The following is a 17,082-nucleotide window of genomic DNA, read 5'->3' as shown; positions in this document are numbered from 1 at the left end:
GATTTTTCTCAACAGGCCTAAATTTCCACGTTCGTCAGCCGAAGTCATTAGAGAGAAAAGGAATTGTCCGACAATCGCCCCGACAATGATAACGAGGGCGCACTCAAGGATCGGGGTATCGAACATTTTCGGCTGCCAATAATCCGCGAGTCATCTGCACTGCGTGGGCCTACAAGAAAAAACTGGAGCGCGGATGAACATCAAACAGAAGTTGACCTGGGCGTTTGCAATCATCGCCTGCTTGCCCGTGGTGCTGGTCGCCACCCTCGTGGTGCTGAACTTGCGCAGCGACGCCAAGGATAATTTTGTCGACGGCAGCGGCCGTGAGATTCGTCAGGTCAGCAATGCCATGCAGCTGTTCTTTGACGGCATCAGCCAGAACGTCGATTACCTGGCCACCCAACCGCTGATCAAGGACTCCGACGACAGCCTCAAGACCTACATGAGCGCCAACGCCGAGAGCATTCCCCAAGGCGAGTCGGACAAAAAGGTCTTCGCCCTCCTCCAGGACCTGGGCAACAGCCACCCGGCCTACGCCTATGCCATCCTCGGTACGGCGGCGGGCGGTTACGTGTCTTGGCCGGACGATGCGAAACTGAGCAATTACGATCCGCGCCAGCGCCCTTGGTACAAAGCCGCGCAGGCCAAACCCGGCAAACCATTTCGCACCGAGGCCTATTACTGGGCTCAGGATGACGCGACTTACGTCAGCACCGTGCGCACCATCGACAACAAACTGGGCAGCAATGGCGGCGTGGTCAGCATCGACGTGACGCTCAAGCAGCTCACCGAAATCGTCAAACAGATCAAACTCGGCGAAACCGGCTATTTGATGCTGGTGGAAAACACCGGCAAAGTGCTGGTCGATCCGAAGCAACCGGAACACAACTTCAAGGCCCTCAACAGTCTCGGCGACGGCTACGCGCAACTGGCCAAGGCCGGCAAAGGGCTGGTGGAAGTCGAGCTCAATGGCGAGCGCTACATGGCCAACGTCTGGCCGTCGGAACAACTGGGCTGGACCTTTATCGGCCTGATCAAGCAGACCGACGTGATGAGCTCGGCCACCCAATTGACTTGGCTGATCGCGATCATTGCAGCGGTACTGGCGGTATTCTTCGCCATCGTCGGAGCCAGTTTCGCCAGCCTGATCGTGCGGCCGATCCGCAGCGTGGCCAGCGGTCTGGAAGGCATCGCCCAAGGTGAAGGCGACCTGACCAAGAATCTCCAAATCCGTGGCAGCGACGAAACGGCTCAATTGGCCAACTGGTTCAATCAGTTTCTGGCGGCGATTCGCAACCTGATCCAAAGCATCGGCGGCGCCGCGACCAAGATCCTCGCCACCTCCAAGAGTTCGACCCAGGTGTCCAGCGACATGGCCGAAGCCGCCGGGCGCCAGCGTGAAGCGGTGGACATGGTGTCCACGGCGTTCCACGAAATGGTCGCCACCGCCAACGAAGTCGCACGCTCCTGCAGCCAGGCCGCCGAGTCGGCCGACAGCGGCCAGCGCCAGGCGCGCGAAGGTCAGCAGCAGATCGATGCCGCCGTGAGCAGTGTTGATCGTTTGAGCCAGGAAATCGAACAATCGGCGCAATCGATGCAACAGCTTGAGCGCGATAGCAACGACATTCAGTCGATCCTCGGGACCATTCGTTCCATCGCCGAACAGACCAACCTGCTGGCACTGAACGCCGCCATCGAAGCGGCCCGGGCGGGTGAACAGGGTCGTGGTTTTGCGGTGGTGGCGGATGAAGTTCGCGCCTTGGCCAAACGGACGGCCGACTCTACGGCGGAAATCGACGGGTTGCTGGGCAACCTGGCCAAACGCACCAGCCAGGTGACGCAGCAGATGCACGCGAGCCTGGAAGTGTCGCAGCAATCGGTGACCCGTATCGGTGAAGCACGCAGCAGTTTTGGGCAGATTCGTGAATCGGTGGATGTGATTCGCGACATGAACACTCAGATCGCCACGGCGGCAGAGGAACAGCATCAAGTGGCGGAAGACATCAATCGCCACATCAGCCAGATTCATGGCGATGCGCAGTTGGTGGCGGAACTGGCGAACTCGGCGCGCCTGGATTCTCAGAGCCTGGCGGGGTTGTCGAATGAGCTGGATGGGTTGGTTCGGCGGTTCAGAACCTAATATCCAAGAACACCGCAGATCCAGTGTGGGAGCGGGCTTGCTCGCGAAAGCGGACTGTCAGCCAACAGAGATGTTGAATGTGATGGCCTCTTCGCGAGCAAGCCCGCTCCCACATTGGTTCGGTGGTGTTACTGCCTAAACAGTTCCCCCGGGGTAAACCCGAACAACCCCTTGAACGCCGCAATAAACGCCGACGTCGAGTCATACCCGCAAGACAGCGCGGCATGGGTCACGCTGTTCCCCTCCTCCAGCAAACTCAACGACGACAGCAGCCGCATGCGCTGCCGCCAGCCACGGAAGCTCAACCCCGTTTCACGCTGAAACAAGCGCATCAGGGTTTTCTCCGACGTGCCCAAACGCTCGGCCCACTCCTGCAAGGTCGCATTGCGTTCAGGGCTGTCGATCAACTCGTTGCACAAGCCCAGCAACCGTTCATGCCGGGGCAGCGGTAGGGAAAACCCCACCTCCGGCAGACTCGCCAACTGATCCAGCAGCACGCCCACCAATCGCGCCTCCTGGCTGTCGCCCTGTGGATACTCCACCGGAAACAGGCAAAAACGCTTGATCAGCTCCCGCGCCAATGGCGTGACTTCCAGCACCCGGCAACGCCCGTCCGCCCAATGGCAGTCCTCGCGGCGCACGTACAGGCTGCGCATTTCGGCACGCATCGAGGTCACGACCTGATGCTCGAGATCCGCCGGAATCCAGATGCCCCACTGCGGCGGCGCAAAGAAACTGCCCTCGGCGGTATGCACACCGAGAACGCCGCTGATGGCGTAGGAAAACTGCACCCAATCGTGACGATGCGGCGGCGTCCACGAACCGGCGTTCAGACTTTCCGCCCGCGCATACAACGGACGCGGCAACGCCGTTAGCGCCGGGATCGTGCGCTCGAGAGAAAGTTGTCCGTTAGTCGGCATTGATTGGCCTTATGTCGCAAGACGGCTGATGGGGCCGACGTTAGGCTAAGTCATCAATTCTTACAAACGTATTCGGTGCCGGTCATGCATGCCTTCAAACACCTCAAACGCGTGGTCACCGACTGGTTCTTGTGCGGCATGCTGATTGCCACGCTGCTGGCGTATTTCTTCCCGATCTTCGGCGCCACTGGCGGCGGGATGCACGCGGAGTATGTGATTAACATCGGCGTGTTTCTGGTGTTCTTCCTGCACGGGATCAACCTCTCCAGCGAGCAGATCAACCACGGGCTGAAAAACTGGAAGCTGCACGTGATGGTTCAAGTCTTCACCTTTGCGGTGTTTCCATTGATCTGGCTGCTGAGCGACAAACTGCTGGGTTCGCATATCCCCTCACTGCTGATGCTCGGCTTCCTCTACCTCTGCGCCCTGCCTTCGACCATTTCCTCATCCGTGGCCCTGACCGGCAGCGCGGGCGGCAACGTACCGGCAGCGATTCTCAACGCGAGCCTGTCCAGCGTGCTGGGGATTTTTCTGACACCGTTGCTGGTGAGTTTCGTGGTCGGTAGCGGCGCTGGCGGTATCGACCTCGGTGCAACCCTGCTCGACTTGTGCACCATGCTGCTATTGCCGCTGGTGCTCGGGCAATTGCTGCGGCCGTTACTGGGCAAGTTTTTCGCTCGGCACAAGCGCTATACCAACATCGCCGACAAACTGGTGATTCTGCTGCTGGTGTACTCGGCGTTTTGCAATTCGATGGTGTCGGGGATGTGGCAGCAACAGGGCAACAGCGTGATTCTGACTGCGCTGCTGGGCAGTGCGATTCTGCTGGCAATCATCCTGTGGATGACCACCCGCACCGCTCGCGCGCTGAAGTTCAGCCCTGCCGATGAGATTGCCGCGGTGTTCTGCGCCAGTAAAAAATCCCTGGCGGCCGGTGCACCGATGGCGGCGTTGATCTTCGGCGCCAACCCCGGCCTTGGCTTGATCCTGCTGCCGATCATGATCTATCACCCGTTGCAGCTGATCGTCTGCTCGGTGATGGCCGAGGGTTACGCCAACCGCAACCGGGAACTGGCCGCGCAGCAAAGCGCGGCAGTGCTCAACCCCCAGTAATCAGCAATCAGCGCTCGATAATCGCCGTCACGCCCTGACCGCCCGCTGCGCAGATCGAAATCAACCCTCGGCCTTTGCCTGCCGCGTCCAGCAGCTTCGCCAGGTTGGCAACGATGCGCGCACCGGTGGCGGCAAACGGATGCCCGGCGGCCAGTGAACTGCCCTTGACGTTGAGGCGGCTGCGGTCGATGGAGCCCAACGGTGCGTCGAGGCCGAGGCGGGTTTTGCAGAACTCCGGATCTTCCCAGGCCTTGAGTGTGCAGAGCACCTGCGCGGCGAACGCCTCGTGGATTTCGTAGTAATCGAAATCCTGCAAGGTCAGGCCATTGCGCGCCAGTAAACGCGGCACGGCATAAGCCGGCGCCATCAGCAGCCCTTCGGCACCATTGACGAAATCCACCGCCGCCGCTTCACCGTCACGCCAATAGGCAAGAATCGGCAAGCCGCGCTCTTTCGCCCATTCTTCACTCCCCAGCAACACCACAGACGCGCCATCGGTGAGTGGCGTGGAATTGCCCGCGGTCAGGGTGCCCTTGGCGCTTTTCTCGAAGGCCGGTTTCAGTGAGGCGAGTTTTTCCAGGGTCAGATCCGGGCGCAGGTTGTTGTCCCGGGTCAGGCCGAGGAACGGCGTCATCAAATCGTTGTGCCAGCCTTCGGCGTAGGACGCGGCCAGTTTCTGATGGCTTTGCTGGGTCAGCTGATCCTGCTCGTCACGCGGGATGCTCCAGGTCTGGGCCATCATTTCACAGTGTTCGCCCATCGACCGGTTGGTGCGCGGCTCGCCGATGCTTGGAAAGTCGGGCATCAAGTGGCGGGGACGCAGTTGCAGGAAGGTTTTCAGTTTGTCGGCGGTGCTTCGGGCGCGGTTGGCTTGCAAGAGGATCTTGCGCAGGCTTTCGTTGACCCCGATCGGCACATCCGAGGCTGTATCGACGCCACCGGCAATGCCACATTCGATTTGACCCAGGGCGATTTTGTTCGCCACCAACAGCGTCGCTTCCAGCCCCGTGCCGCAGGCTTGCTGGATGTCGTAGGCCGGCGTCATCGGCGACAACCGCGAGCCCAGCACGCATTCGCGGGTCAGGCCGTAATCGCGCAAATACTTGAGCAGTGCACCTGCCGCCACTTCACCCATGCGCACACCGTGCAGGTTATAGCGCTCGATCAGGCCTTCCAGCGCTGCGGTGAACATCGCCTGGTTACTGGCAGTGGCGTACGGCCCGTTGGACCGGGCAAAGGGGATACGGTTACCACCGATAATCGCGACGCGACGCAGCTGAGTCATGAAAACGCTCCTTTTAATCAACGATGAACACCAAACCAGTTCCTGAAAGTCCTGCTAAACCCAATCTCAAACTAACCTGCAATGATCAAGCGTAGGCCGTATCTCGTGGATCGAACGACTAATTGCAATTCCTGGTCCACACTTTTAACCCCAGCTGCTGGAGCGTGATTCATGTCTGATCGCTATATCGACTTCGCCAATTCGTCCATCGGCCATCGTGTGGTCGGTGCCCTGGGTCTGCCGTCGCCGGTACGACTGGAACGCTGGCAAGCAGGCCGACTGCGGCCAATCGAGGGGGCGCTGTTGATTGGCGGTGGCCCGTTGGCGGAAAAAGTCAGCACTCTCGCCAACCGCCTGACCGACACGATTTACAGCTACGGCACCGATCCGACCCTGGCCACCGCTTGGATTCCCGGCCACGGCCAGAAACTCAAAGCCGTGGTGTACGACGCCAGTGATCTGGTGCAGGTCGATCAGTTGAAACAGCTGCGCGAGTTCTTCCAGCCGCTGATGAAAAACCTCGATCACCATGCGCACCTGGTGATTCTTGGCCGGGCGCCTGAGACCTTGAGCGACCCGTTCGCCGCCAGCGCCCAACGCGCCCTGGAAGGTTTCAGCCGTTCGCTGGCCAAGGAACTGCGCAGCGGCGGAACTTTGCAGCTGATCTATGTCGGCGAAGGTGCCGAAGATCAACTGGAAGGCCCATTGCGGTTTTTCCTCTCGCCCAAAAGTGCGTTCATTTCCGGACAAGTCATTCGCGTGAAGGCGTGTGAGGCGCAGGTAATGGACTGGAGTCGCCCCTTGTCAGGGCGCAAGGCATTGGTGACGGGCGCGGCGCGCGGCATCGGCGCCTCGATCGCCGAAACCCTGGCCCGCGACGGCGCCGAGGTAATCCTGCTCGACGTGCCACCGGCCAAAAACGATCTCGAGGCCCTGGCCGCACGCCTCGGCGGGCGCGGCATCACCCTGGATATCTGCGCCGAAGACGCCGCCGCACAATTGATCGAACACTTGCCCGACGGCGTCGATATCGTGGTTCACAACGCGGGCATCACCCGGGACAAAACCCTGGCCAATATGACCCCGGAATTCTGGGACGCGGTGCTGGCGGTCAACCTCAACGCGCCGCAAGTATTGACCAAGGCTTTGCTCGACAGCGGCACCTTGCGCGACAACGGCCGAGTGATCCTGCTGGCGTCCATCAGCGGCATCGCCGGCAATCGCGGGCAAACCAATTACGCGGCGAGCAAGGCCGGGTTGATCGGCCTGGCCCAGGCCTGGGCGCCGCAGCTGAGTGAGCGCGGCATCAGCATCAATGCCGTAGCGCCAGGGTTCATCGAAACCCAAATGACCGCGCACCTGCCCTTCGGCTTGCGCGAAGCCGGGCGACGCATGAGTTCATTGGGCCAGGGCGGCCTGCCGCAAGACGTCGCCGAAGCCGTGGCCTGGCTGGCACAACCGGGCACCGGAGCGTTTACCGGGCAAGCGTTGCGCGTGTGCGGGCAAAGCGTTTTGGGAGCCTGACCATGACCACCCACTGGCAAACACTCGACAGCGAACCAGGGCTGCAAACGCTGTATGTGAAGGCAGCAACGCGCCGCAAAATCACCGGCACCACGCTGCCTGACCTGGGTTATCACTGCTGGGTCAATGTCGATCCGAAACGCCTGGAGGCTTATCGCAAGGTCTGTGGTTTCGCCGACAACGGGCTGCTACCACCGACGTATCCACACATCCTGGCGTTTGCCTTGCAGATGCAATTGCTCACTGCCAAAGCTTTTCCGTTCCCGCTGCTGGGGCTGATTCACTTGAGCAATCGCATCCGCATCTTGCGCCCCATGGGTGGCGTGCACCGGGTGCGGGTCAGCGTGAACGTGCAGAACCTGCAACCCCATGCCAAGGGAGCGACGTTCGATTTGGTGACAACGCTCGACGATCAGCTGGGGCCGCTATGGGAGGCGGAAAGCCAGATGCTCTGTCGCGGCGTCAAACTGGAAGGCGAACCGGTCGAGGAAGCGTTCGCATCGACGCTGTCGCTGACCGAAGTGGCCCACTGGAAAGCGCCCGCGGACATTGGCCGCCGATATGCCAAGGTGTCCGGGGACTACAACCCGATCCACCTGAGTGCGATCAGCGCGAAACTCTTCGGTTTCCCTAGCGCCATCGCCCATGGCCTGTGGAACAAGGCACGTACGCTGGCAGCCCTGACCGATCATTTGCCGACGGCAAACGTCGACATTGCGGTGCAGTTCAGGAAACCGGTGCGCCTTCCCAGTGAAGTGACGCTGATGTCCAGCGCGGCGGGGTCCAGTGGGGATTTTCAGTTGATGGGTGCGGGGGAGATTGAGCATATGGTTGGGCAGTGGCGGCCTGTTGCCTGATGGTTCGGTCTGATCGTTCCCACGCTCTGCGTGGGAATGCAGCCAGGGACGCTCCGCGTCCCAAGAGCCGAACGCAGAGCGTCCGTAGAGGCGTTCCCACGCAGAGCGTGGGAACGATCAAAAAGCCGCCGTTACCGCAGCAACGAATATGTACACTCAGGAACTAACCACCCCTGGAAACAAATTATTCAACGTCTCCAACAACCGCACGTGATAAATCGGCTTGCGAAACAAATCCAGCACCTGCAACCGCAACATATCACTCACATCATCCATATCCGCATGCCCCGACGTCACAATCACCGGCAAATGCTGACGAGCCGTATGCTCACGCAATCGCTTGATCAACGACATGCCACTCTCCTCCGGCATCCGCAAATCGGTAATCACCAATGCAATATCAGGATGACAAGTCAAATGATGAAGGGCGAGTTTGACCGACGTTGCCGTAAAACAACTAAAGCCCTCGCCCTCCAGCAACTCCGCCAGTTCCAGTAACGCATCCTCCTCATCGTCGACCAGGAGAAGCTGTTGGCGAGGGAGCGCTGGAGCGTTCATGGGGTAACACCTGCAATGGACTAAGCCTTGACGTTAGAAGCCCTTTGCGGGATTGGCAAATGACTGCCTATTGCCAGCCTTCAAATCAAAGCGCGGCTGAAATGGTGGTGAACATTGCGGTGACACTCGCGGCGATGGGTCCCGCAAACGCCGCCAGCGCGACAGCCACCATACCCGCGATGATCGCGTACTCGATCCCCGAAGCACCCTCAGTATCTTTAGCCAAGTCTTTGTAAAAAACGATTTCGGATTTGATTTTCTGAACAACTTTAGTAAAGGACATGATGTGTCTCCTATGCCAGCGGATGTTGCACGGCTGCAACATGATTCCCCTATGCCAGCATCAGCATTGTCGGCAAACCCAAGGCCAACAACTGTAAGAACGCATTAATACTTAAGTAATAACTGGTCCATTGACGTAATAAAGCAGCCCTTTTGGCTGCTGCCCGTTACTTTTGTCAGATATTTACTGACCTGTAATGGCTTTTTGCTCTACCTGCGCTACCGTCAAATAGCGAAATAGTTCCATGTTCATAGCTGCCTGATTGCGAAGTCATCTCATTTATAAACTCTTGGGGGCGTTACGCAGCAGGAAAGGGAGAGCCGTCATGAACAGTCGCATCACCATGGGCCTGGCCGGGCTGTTTCTGGTAGGCGCCATCATTGCCGGTTACTGGGGGCTGGCGCTAAGTCGCCAACCGGCACCCGAATCCATCGCGCAACCCGGCACATCATCGGCCCCGATACTGGCGTCGGTGGACGACCCGACCCGCCAGCCGGTGGTTGTGCTGCTGCGTGACATAGCACCGTTCGAACAAATCACCGCCGCCGACGTGACCGTGGAAAAACTCCGTACCGCCCCGGCCGGCAGCCTGTCTCGTCTCGATCAAGCCATTGGCCGTACGCCTTGGCGCACGCTGACTGCCGGCAGTTGGCTCAATGATGAAAGTTTCGAAACCGGCGGGGCGCTGGCGCGAATGATCCGCCCCGATGAGCGCGCCCTTGCTGTGGCGGCGGATGACGTGATCAATGTCGGCGGTCAACTGAGCCCAGGCGACTATGTCGATGTCCTGCTGTTTCTGCGCATGGACACCAACAACCTCCAGCAATCGGCCCAGGTCGTGGTCCCGGCGTTGCGGGTGCTCGGTGTCGGCGACCAGTTGGGGTTGATGAACGATGGGCAGCCTGCCAACCCGGCGCGCAGCACCGAAGAAAGACTCAAGCAGGAACAGCAGCGCGCCAGCGCCCGCACCGTTTTGCTCGCCGTCCCCGAACCCCTATTGAGTCGCCTGATGCTCGCGGCTCAGGTCGGGGTTTTGCGCCTGGCCGTGCGCAGCGCCGAGGAAAAACGCCTGAACCAATACTGGGCCGGCAACCGCGATTCAAAGGCGAGCCTGGCCAGTGCCAATCGCGAACTGGTGCAGTTCAGTCAACTGGCCCTGGACGGCACACCCAAACCCGCCACCGGCGGCGCAGCACCGCGCAAGACGAGTGTGGAAGTCATCCGCGGCAATGAAGTCACCCAACAAACGCCCTGAATCGAGCGAGGACGCTTCTCCATGCGCAGACGTTTCACGCAGTACTTGCTCGACAACGACTGCTTCGATAAATGCGGTGGGTTATCGCAATGAGCCAGCCCCAGAACCTGAGTCAGACGTTCCTCGCGATCACGCGTAACAGCACCGACTTCGAGTGGCTGCAAGGTGCCCTTGCCCCATTGGGCCGAGTGATCAGCGCCGGTGGCGGCAACCTCGATGAGCTTTTGACGCTGGTGGACGTGACCTTCGCCAGCCTGGTGTTCGTGGGTCTGGACCGTGAGCATGTGGTGGCCCAGAGCGCGTTGATCGAGGGTGCCCTGGAAGCCAAACCGATGCTGGCGATCGTTGCCTTGGGCGACGGCATGGACAACCAACTCGTGCTCAATGCCATGCGTGCCGGTGCGCGGGATTTCGTCTCTTACGGCTCGCGTTCCAGTGAAGTTGCCGGCCTGGTGCGCCGCCTGAGTAAACGCCTGCCGACCGTGGCGCCGAACATGCAACAGAGTCAACAGGGTGGCCTGACCGTGCTTTACGGTGCGCAGAGCAATGCCGACGGAGCGTTGCTCGCTAACCACTTGGCGCACGTGGTGCAAAAGAGCGGTCAACAGACACTGTTGCTGGATCTGGGCCTGCCGCGTGGCGACAGCCTTGCGTTGCTGGGGCTGGAGAGCTCGTTTCATTTTGGCGACGCGTTGCGACATCTGAGGCGCCTGGACGCGACGCTGATCGACAGCGCCTTCACCACCTGTGACGCCGGGCTGCGGATTCTCGCCTACGCCAGCAACGACGAACCGCTGGAGCAGACCAGTGCCGCCGAGCTGTACATGCTGCTCAGCGCCTTGCGTCAACATTTCCAGCACATCGTGGTGAACCTCACCGGCCAGTCGGACAGCGAGGCGTTGCGCACCTTCGTCAGCCATTGCGACAAGTTGCTGTGGTACACCGATCAGAATGTGCTCGACTGCCGACGCAACCTTGAGGTGCTCGGCCGCTGGCGCGAAAAAGGCCTCAAGCTCGACCATGCCAGGTTGCTGGTGGACCGCTATCTGCGCAACGTCGCGCCAGACTCCGACACCTTGAGCAAAAGCTTCGGCATGGAAGTTATGGCGGTCCTTGTCTACAGCCCGGAAGTACGGCTCAACGCCAAGAATCAGGGGGTGAGCCTGTTCGAACTGGCCCCGCGCGAAAACCTGACCCAAAGCCTGCGCGCCCTCGGCGAACGACTGGCCAAACGCTCCGAAGACCAGGACAAACCCAAGGCTGGCTGGTTCGACCGATTGAGGGGCGCGCAATGAGCGGGGAAAAACTCTTCGGCGCGCCCTCCCACGGGCCGGCCGGCAATACCGACCACGATGGCCTGAAACTGGTGCTGCACCGCTACATCATCGACGCCATCGAAGAGTCCGGAAAAAACCTGCTGGAAGGTTCGCGGCCAATGCTGTCGCAGTTCGTCATCGACAAAGTCGCCGAGTACATCGCCCGTCTGCACCTGGCGATTTCCCGTTATGAGATGGAGCGGCTGGCTGAGGAAATCGTCGACGAGCTCACCGGTTTCGGCCCGCTGGAGGTGTTGCTGCGTGACTCGACGGTGACCGAAATTCTGGTCAACGGCCCGCACCGGGTGTTCGTCGAGCGCGAGGGTGTGTTGCACCTGAGTGACCTGCGATTCATCGACGACCACCACGTCGAACGGGTGATGCAACGGATTCTCGCGCCCCTGGGCCGACGGCTCGACGAGTCTTCGCCGATGGTCGATGCGCGCCTGCCCGATGGCAGCAGGGTCAACGCGATCATCCCGCCCATTGCCCTCGATGGCCCGTGCCTGTCGATTCGAAAATTCCGCAAGGACATGCTCAAAAGCTCCGACCTGATGGCGATGCAAACTATCGATCAGGCGATCTTTGAATTTATTCAGGAGGCCGTGGGCAAGCGCTGCAACATCCTTGTCAGCGGCGGTACCGGCACCGGCAAGACCACACTGCTGAACATTCTCAGCCAGTTGATCGCCCCTCACGAACGCCTGGTTACCATCGAAGACGTCGCCGAACTGCAACTCGGCCATCCTCACGTGGTGCGCCTGGAAACCCGACCGCCGAATGCCGAAGGCCACGGCGAAGTGAAGGCCAGCGATCTGATTCGCAACGCGCTGCGGATGCGCCCGGACCGGATCATCCTCGGCGAGATTCGCGGCGTCGAAGTGGTCGACGTGCTCACAGCGATGAACACCGGGCACGACGGCTCCATGAGCACCGTGCACGCCAACAATGCACAGGATGCGCTGTTGCGCCTGGAGACCCTGGTGGGCCTGACCGGGCGCTCCATCGCTGAACGCACCCTGCGGCAAATGATCTGCGCGGCGCTGGACGTGGTGATCCAACTGACGCGCCTGCCCGATGGCCGCCGCTGCGTCAGCGAAGTGGTGGAGGTCGTGGGTATTCGTGATGACATCTACGTGACCAATACGCTGTTCCGCTTCGACCGACGCACCGGTTTCGGTTTTCTGCGCGAGGCGGTCAACCCCGCCGGCGATAAATTGCGTCGTGAATCGGCGCTCTCTCCCTTATCGCACTGAAGGGTCATGGCATGCTCAAACCGACGCTGCTCATCCTGATTTGCCTGACGTTGCTGGGCCTGTCGATCCGTTTGTTCTACAACGGTCTGCGCCAGACCGGCATCGATCGAACCCTAGGTCGCTTGATGCAGGGGCAACCGCAACTGGCGGTGGCGAAATCGTCCTGGGCTGGCCTGGAACGGGCCTTTCTACGCGCCGGCCTTGGCCGTCCCACCGAGCGCCTGGGGTTGTGGCTGTTGCTCTGGGCCTTGGGCATCTTGCTGGGGTTTGCCCTCGCGAGCTGGATCGGTTTGCTGGCGTTGTTGCTGATGCCACCTCTGGCTCTGCGGCTGTACATCAGTTGGTGCTACCAGCGCCGGCTCAAGCGCATGATCGAACAGCTGCCGCCAATGCTCGATCACACGGTGCGCAGTCTGAAGTCCGGACGCACCCTGGCCGATGCGGTGCTGGTCGCCATCGACGCCGCCGAAGACCCACTGAAAAACGCCATGGGCCGGGTTCAGCGCAACGTGCATTTGGGCGTCAGCCTGCCTGACGCTGTCACGGACTTCGCCGAACTGTACGAGAAAGACGAGTTTCGCTTGTTTGCGCTGGGTCTGAAGGTCAATCACCGCTACGGCGGCAATGCCAGTGAGCTGTTTGAGAACCTGATCAAAATGATCCGTGAACGAGACCAGGCTGCGCGCCAACTGCGCGCCATGACGGGCGAAACCCGCATCACGGCGGTGGTGTTGGCCCTGATGCCTGTGGGGCTCGCCGCTTACTTCTTGCTGTCCAATCCGAAATACCTGCTCGCCATGTGGAACAGCAGCTCGGGGCAAATGATGCTCGCGACCGCGTTCGGCCTGCAGGTCGTGGGTTGCCTGGCGCTGTGGCGCATGTTGCGTAGCGTATGAAAATAGCCCTGCTGATCAGCGCACTGTTGTTTCTGGCGGCCACGCTGTTGCTGCTCAGTGGGCTGCTGGACCAACATCGACGTGCTCGCCAAGTGGCTCAACGACTGGACGGCAAACCACTGAGCGACCATCGCGTCAGTCACTGGTTGCAAGCACTGGGCGACAGCCGCATCGGTCAGCGCTCGGTCAAACTGGACAACGAAACCCAAATGCTGCTCAACCGCCTCGGCTGGCGCAGCGCCCGACAACGCTCGCTGTTCGCTGCCTGCCAGATCGGCATACCGGTGCTTGCGTTGGTCCTGAGTCTGTTGATCCAGAGCGTGTTCTTCCCGCAGGTGAACAACCACTGGATCACTCCGGCCTTCGCCACCGCCCTCGGTTATTTGCTGCCCAAACGCTTGCTGGCCGCCGCCGCGTACCGTCGGCAAAGACAACTGGCGATCGAGATTTCGACCTTCATTCCACTGCTGCGCATCCTGTTCGAATCCGGCATGGCGGTCGAGCAGTCGCTGCGAGTGCTGAGCATCGAAGGCAAACAATTACTGCCGGCCCTGACCCACGAACTGCGCCTGATACTGACCCGGGTCGACTCGGGTCTGGAACTGGGCGAAGAACTGAACAAGGCCACCCAGTTGCTGGCGGTGGACGAGTTCACCGACACCTGCGTGATTCTTCAGCAATTGATCCACCAGGGCGGCGGCGCCATGAAATCACTGCTGGGGCTCAAGCTACTGCTCGATGACCGACGCCTGACACGCTTACAGGAATACATCTCCAAGATGTCCGCGAAAATGTCCGTCGTGATGATGTTGTTTCTCTTCCCGGCGCTGCTGATCGTACTGGCCGGGCCCAGCTTCACCGCTTTGGCCCGGGCTTTTGGTCGTTGAAAAATCATCGTTATCACAAGGATAACGGCGATCCTGTGGGAGCGGGCTTGCTCGCGAAAGCGGTGTGTCAGTCGACATCAATGTCGAATGTGAAATCGTCTTCGCGAGCAAGCCCGCTCCCACAAGGGGATTAGCTGTGTGGCGCGGGTTTTGGTACGTCGACGTTATCCAGCATCCGATTCACCGCCAGCTCGGCCAGCATGATGACCTGCTGAATCGCCAGGATCGTATGCCGCTGCGGGGCTTCGACATACGCGGCAATGTCGCTGGTCATGACGCTCGCAGAAGCCAGCGACTCGCAGACATGGGCTAACAGGCTTTCGTTATCCATATCCGGCGCAACCATAAACATCTTGCTTGGCTTGCGGCCTTCGGTTTTGTTTGGGGTGGGATTGAGGTAGTGATCGAGCGCGCGGTTAGCGGCGTCGTGGAATTTTTTTGAATCAGAAGATTCGTAAGGGGAAACGTTGTCGGTTTCTGGGGGATTCGGGGTTGCTTTGAACATGATTACACCTCTGGGATGAAATGGAGCCACTTCCAAATTGCCGCGATGCAATTTGGGGTGGCAGCTGTACGCGGGTTCGCGGACCGATCCCCGAGGCAGCTCGGCATACCCGAAGGTATCCCGCGCACAGTCGCCATGACACGAAACGACAGACACCCAAAAGTGCTGTTGTTTGGTGGAGCGATTATGCCTCAAGAATCGAGCCGCGACGCCCGGACGCTGAATGGTCAGCGACGGACAAAGGCTAGAGACACAGCTTCCGACGGGCAACCTGAAAAACATGTGGGAAGGTTCTGATGTTTTTACTGATCGATAAACATCGTTGCCTGTAAGGCCGCCATCGCGGGCAAGCCCGCTCCCACAGTGGAGCGGCGTACGCCCGCCCCTCACCACTCAACAGGCCGAGCGTTAGCTCGCCTGCCGCTTTTGATCTGGCTTTTGATTTTGATCCACCCGCCCCTTCGGGAGGCTGAGTGGAGGTGTTCATCTGGGGATTGGCGCGCAGCGCCGTTCGACGCAGTCGAACCCATCGCATGTAGGTCGTAGCGAAGCAGACCGTAGGGCGATGCCCCCAGATGGATACCGGAACGAAGGAACGCCGAGCCTAGGCGAGGGGCCGGACGCTTGGGGCGAGACCTTTTGGTTCCTTTTGGGGCGTTTGCCAAAAGGGACTCGCCGTAAGGGCGAAACCATAAGCTGCCGTTACCGCAGAAATGGATATGTACTCAGTCAACCAAAATACAGGTCGGCTGTCAGGCCGCCTTCGCGAGCAAGCCCGCTCCCACAGTTGAACGGTGTCTATCAGAGAAAGATTGGTCGGCTATAAGGCCGCCAAGATCAAAAGCCTTCAAAAAACTCAGTGCGCAGTAAGCCGCCGCACACCAGCATTACCAGGCGACAACGCCAACGCCACTTGCGTGCGATTATGCATATGCGTCAACCGCAACACCTGCGACACATAAAGCTTCACCGTGTTCTCGGTAATCCCCAACTCACAGGCAATCTGATAGTTGGTCTGCCCCTTGCCCACCAACCGCGCCACCTCCAACTGCCGCGGCGACAGCTGATTGAAAACCGCCGGCATTTCCAAACGCTCCGCCTCACCGTCAGCCGAATCAGATAAAGGCACCGAAGACGGTCCCCGGCGAACCTTATCCAAATCCTGATACAACTCGTCGATCGACTCACAAAGGTACTGCAGCTTCTGACTCAAATGCCCCAACTGCAGGTTTTTCTGCCGCTCCTGCAAGACCACTTCCTGGCGCTGCAAACCTTCGAGCAACTCATCCAGATCAATCGGTTTCTGATAGTAGTCAGCAAACCCCGCGCGCAAGGCCTTGATCACATCCTGCTTGTCTGCGCGACCGGTGAGCATGATCGCCTCGAACGCCCGGTGCTTGCCGGACAACCGTCGCAGCGCCTGGACTAGCTGAATGCCATCCATGTCAGGCATCTGCAAATCACAGAGCACCAGGCCGATATCCTCATATTCATTGAAACGCTCGATCGCCTGCTTGCCGGACTGACAAGGAACACAGCGATAACCATTGCGCTCGATGAACTCGCAAAGTTCTTCGACAATCAATGGTTCGTCATCGACCACAAGGACTTTTATTGCCGAGATAAGCTTGTTCACGTGTCACTCCAGGCTTGACCGTTCCTGTACCCACTTCCAAAGGCTGTACAACAACTGTTTTGAAAGTAGACGCACTTTCCAACTATGTACATAGAACGAGTGGCGCCCGGCGACTAATGCATCCAGACCAGTGTGAGCAACATACCCACCAGCACAAACGGTGCAAAGGGCTGCTTTTTTGACGTTCCAGGTCCCAGGTAACGAAGACGATCTCTAAGCCCTTGCCCCATATACAGCCAGAGTCTTGGCGCCAGCAGCAGCCAGAATGCACTGGCCAATCCGGCGCCGATAAAACCGCCAAGCAGGTGCATACCGTCCGTCGCAAGGCCCAGCGTGGCCATCAGTTTCACGTCGCCCGCCCCCAGACGTTTCAATGCATAACCGGGCAAGGTGAAGGCCAATGCCAACAACAAAGCCCAGCCGCCCTGTACCGCCTCGGCCCCTAACCATGTGGTGCCCGTCCACAGCAGATACGTCAGCGCCAATACACCCACGCCAAGGGTCAGGCCATTGGCGATGTGCCGCTCTCGGACATCCTGTGCTGCGCAAAGCGTCAGCCAGATCAGTAGGACAAAGTTCTGCATCCGGTAAAAAACGTCCGTTTTGGCTGAATGATTCTATGCTGATACTACGTCGTGATGGTCAGGGTAG

Annotated in this window: 16 protein-coding genes and 1 pseudogene; 10 read left to right on the top strand and 7 right to left on the bottom strand. The window is 59.6% G+C overall.

All coding sequences use genetic code 11. The annotated features are described in order from the left end of the window. Positions 1-193: 193 nt before the first annotated feature. Together AB7M29_RS06650 and AB7M29_RS06645 are read left to right on the top strand one after the other, a co-directional pair. Positions 194-1,282 (top strand): annotated as a pseudogene (locus AB7M29_RS06650) (cache domain-containing protein); the annotation flags it as partial. 90 nt (positions 1,283-1,372) lie between these two features. Then, positions 1,373-2,140 carry a methyl-accepting chemotaxis protein gene (locus tag AB7M29_RS06645; RefSeq protein ID WP_370694472.1) on the top strand — a complete coding sequence of 256 codons (768 nt, stop codon included), beginning with the start codon at positions 1,373-1,375 and terminating at the stop codon, positions 2,138-2,140. A gap of 128 nt (positions 2,141-2,268) precedes the next feature. Here the strand turns inward: AB7M29_RS06645 and AB7M29_RS06640 are convergent, their stop codons facing one another. After that, positions 2,269-3,060: an AraC family transcriptional regulator gene (locus AB7M29_RS06640; RefSeq protein ID WP_454246570.1), complete on the bottom strand. Its 792-nt coding sequence runs from the start codon at positions 3,058-3,060 to the stop codon at positions 2,269-2,271. A gap of 84 nt (positions 3,061-3,144) precedes the next feature. On the opposite strand from AB7M29_RS06640, the gene AB7M29_RS06635 reads away from it, so the two are divergent. Next, complete coding sequence (locus AB7M29_RS06635) at positions 3,145-4,173, top strand: bile acid:sodium symporter family protein (RefSeq protein ID WP_454246569.1); 1,029 nt, start codon at positions 3,145-3,147, stop codon at positions 4,171-4,173. A 7-nt stretch (positions 4,174-4,180) separates the two neighbouring features. Here the strand turns inward: AB7M29_RS06635 and AB7M29_RS06630 are convergent, their stop codons facing one another. Beyond that, a complete protein-coding gene (locus tag AB7M29_RS06630; protein WP_217855752.1) occupies positions 4,181-5,458 on the bottom strand; it encodes an acetyl-CoA C-acetyltransferase in 1,278 nt (425 codons plus the stop codon). 171 nt (positions 5,459-5,629) lie between these two features. On the opposite strand from AB7M29_RS06630, the gene AB7M29_RS06625 reads away from it, so the two are divergent. Continuing rightward, positions 5,630-6,982 (top strand): 3-oxoacyl-ACP reductase, encoded by a 1,353-nt coding sequence (locus AB7M29_RS06625; RefSeq protein WP_217855750.1) that lies wholly within the window; start codon positions 5,630-5,632, stop codon positions 6,980-6,982. A 2-nt stretch (positions 6,983-6,984) separates the two neighbouring features. Beyond that, complete coding sequence (locus AB7M29_RS06620) at positions 6,985-7,839, top strand: MaoC family dehydratase (protein WP_454246568.1); 855 nt, start codon at positions 6,985-6,987, stop codon at positions 7,837-7,839. Positions 7,840-7,995: 156 nt separating this feature from the next. Here AB7M29_RS06620 and AB7M29_RS06615 read toward each other — a convergent pair whose 3' ends face one another. Together AB7M29_RS06615 and AB7M29_RS06610 are read right to left on the bottom strand one after the other, a co-directional pair. Next, positions 7,996-8,397 carry a response regulator gene (locus AB7M29_RS06615; protein WP_454246567.1) on the bottom strand — a complete coding sequence of 134 codons (402 nt, stop codon included), beginning with the start codon at positions 8,395-8,397 and terminating at the stop codon, positions 7,996-7,998. An 85-nt stretch (positions 8,398-8,482) separates the two neighbouring features. Then, positions 8,483-8,680 (bottom strand): Flp family type IVb pilin, encoded by a 198-nt coding sequence (locus AB7M29_RS06610; protein WP_454246566.1) that lies wholly within the window; start codon positions 8,678-8,680, stop codon positions 8,483-8,485. A 325-nt stretch (positions 8,681-9,005) separates the two neighbouring features. Between AB7M29_RS06610 and cpaB the strand changes: the two genes are divergently transcribed. The 5 genes from cpaB to AB7M29_RS06585 all read left to right on the top strand — a co-directional run bounded on the left by cpaB (position 9,006) and on the right by AB7M29_RS06585 (position 14,290). Beyond that, positions 9,006-9,935 (top strand): Flp pilus assembly protein CpaB, encoded by a 930-nt coding sequence (gene cpaB, locus AB7M29_RS06605; protein ID WP_454246565.1) that lies wholly within the window; start codon positions 9,006-9,008, stop codon positions 9,933-9,935. Positions 9,936-10,024: 89 nt separating this feature from the next. Then, entirely contained in the window at positions 10,025-11,230 is a 1,206-nt protein-coding gene (locus tag AB7M29_RS06600; RefSeq protein ID WP_217855742.1) for an AAA family ATPase, read from the top strand. Then, on the top strand, positions 11,227-12,507 hold the full coding sequence (locus AB7M29_RS06595; RefSeq protein WP_052966581.1) for a CpaF family protein: 1,281 nt from the start codon (positions 11,227-11,229) through the stop codon (positions 12,505-12,507). Before AB7M29_RS06600 ends, AB7M29_RS06595 begins: the two co-directional genes overlap by 4 nt. Positions 12,508-12,518: 11 nt before the next feature. Beyond that, complete coding sequence (locus AB7M29_RS06590) at positions 12,519-13,403, top strand: type II secretion system F family protein (RefSeq protein WP_454246564.1); 885 nt, start codon at positions 12,519-12,521, stop codon at positions 13,401-13,403. Further along, on the top strand, positions 13,400-14,290 hold the full coding sequence (locus AB7M29_RS06585; RefSeq protein WP_454246563.1) for a type II secretion system F family protein: 891 nt from the start codon (positions 13,400-13,402) through the stop codon (positions 14,288-14,290). The genes AB7M29_RS06590 and AB7M29_RS06585 overlap by 4 nt, the downstream gene beginning before the upstream one ends. A 130-nt stretch (positions 14,291-14,420) precedes the next feature. Here the strand turns inward: AB7M29_RS06585 and AB7M29_RS06580 are convergent, their stop codons facing one another. The 3 genes from AB7M29_RS06580 to AB7M29_RS06570 all read right to left on the bottom strand — a co-directional run bounded on the left by AB7M29_RS06580 (position 14,421) and on the right by AB7M29_RS06570 (position 17,015). Then, positions 14,421-14,795 (bottom strand): DUF6124 family protein, encoded by a 375-nt coding sequence (locus AB7M29_RS06580; protein WP_217855735.1) that lies wholly within the window; start codon positions 14,793-14,795, stop codon positions 14,421-14,423. Positions 14,796-15,651: 856 nt separating this feature from the next. Continuing rightward, positions 15,652-16,431: a response regulator gene (locus AB7M29_RS06575; RefSeq protein ID WP_454246562.1), complete on the bottom strand. Its 780-nt coding sequence runs from the start codon at positions 16,429-16,431 to the stop codon at positions 15,652-15,654. Positions 16,432-16,544: 113 nt separating this feature from the next. After that, positions 16,545-17,015 (bottom strand): prepilin peptidase, encoded by a 471-nt coding sequence (locus AB7M29_RS06570; RefSeq protein ID WP_427627025.1) that lies wholly within the window; start codon positions 17,013-17,015, stop codon positions 16,545-16,547. Positions 17,016-17,082 lie beyond the last annotated feature (67 nt).

The organism is Pseudomonas sp. F-14 TE3623, assembly GCF_053629015.1.
This window is presented reverse-complemented; position numbering and strand designations above follow the sequence as displayed.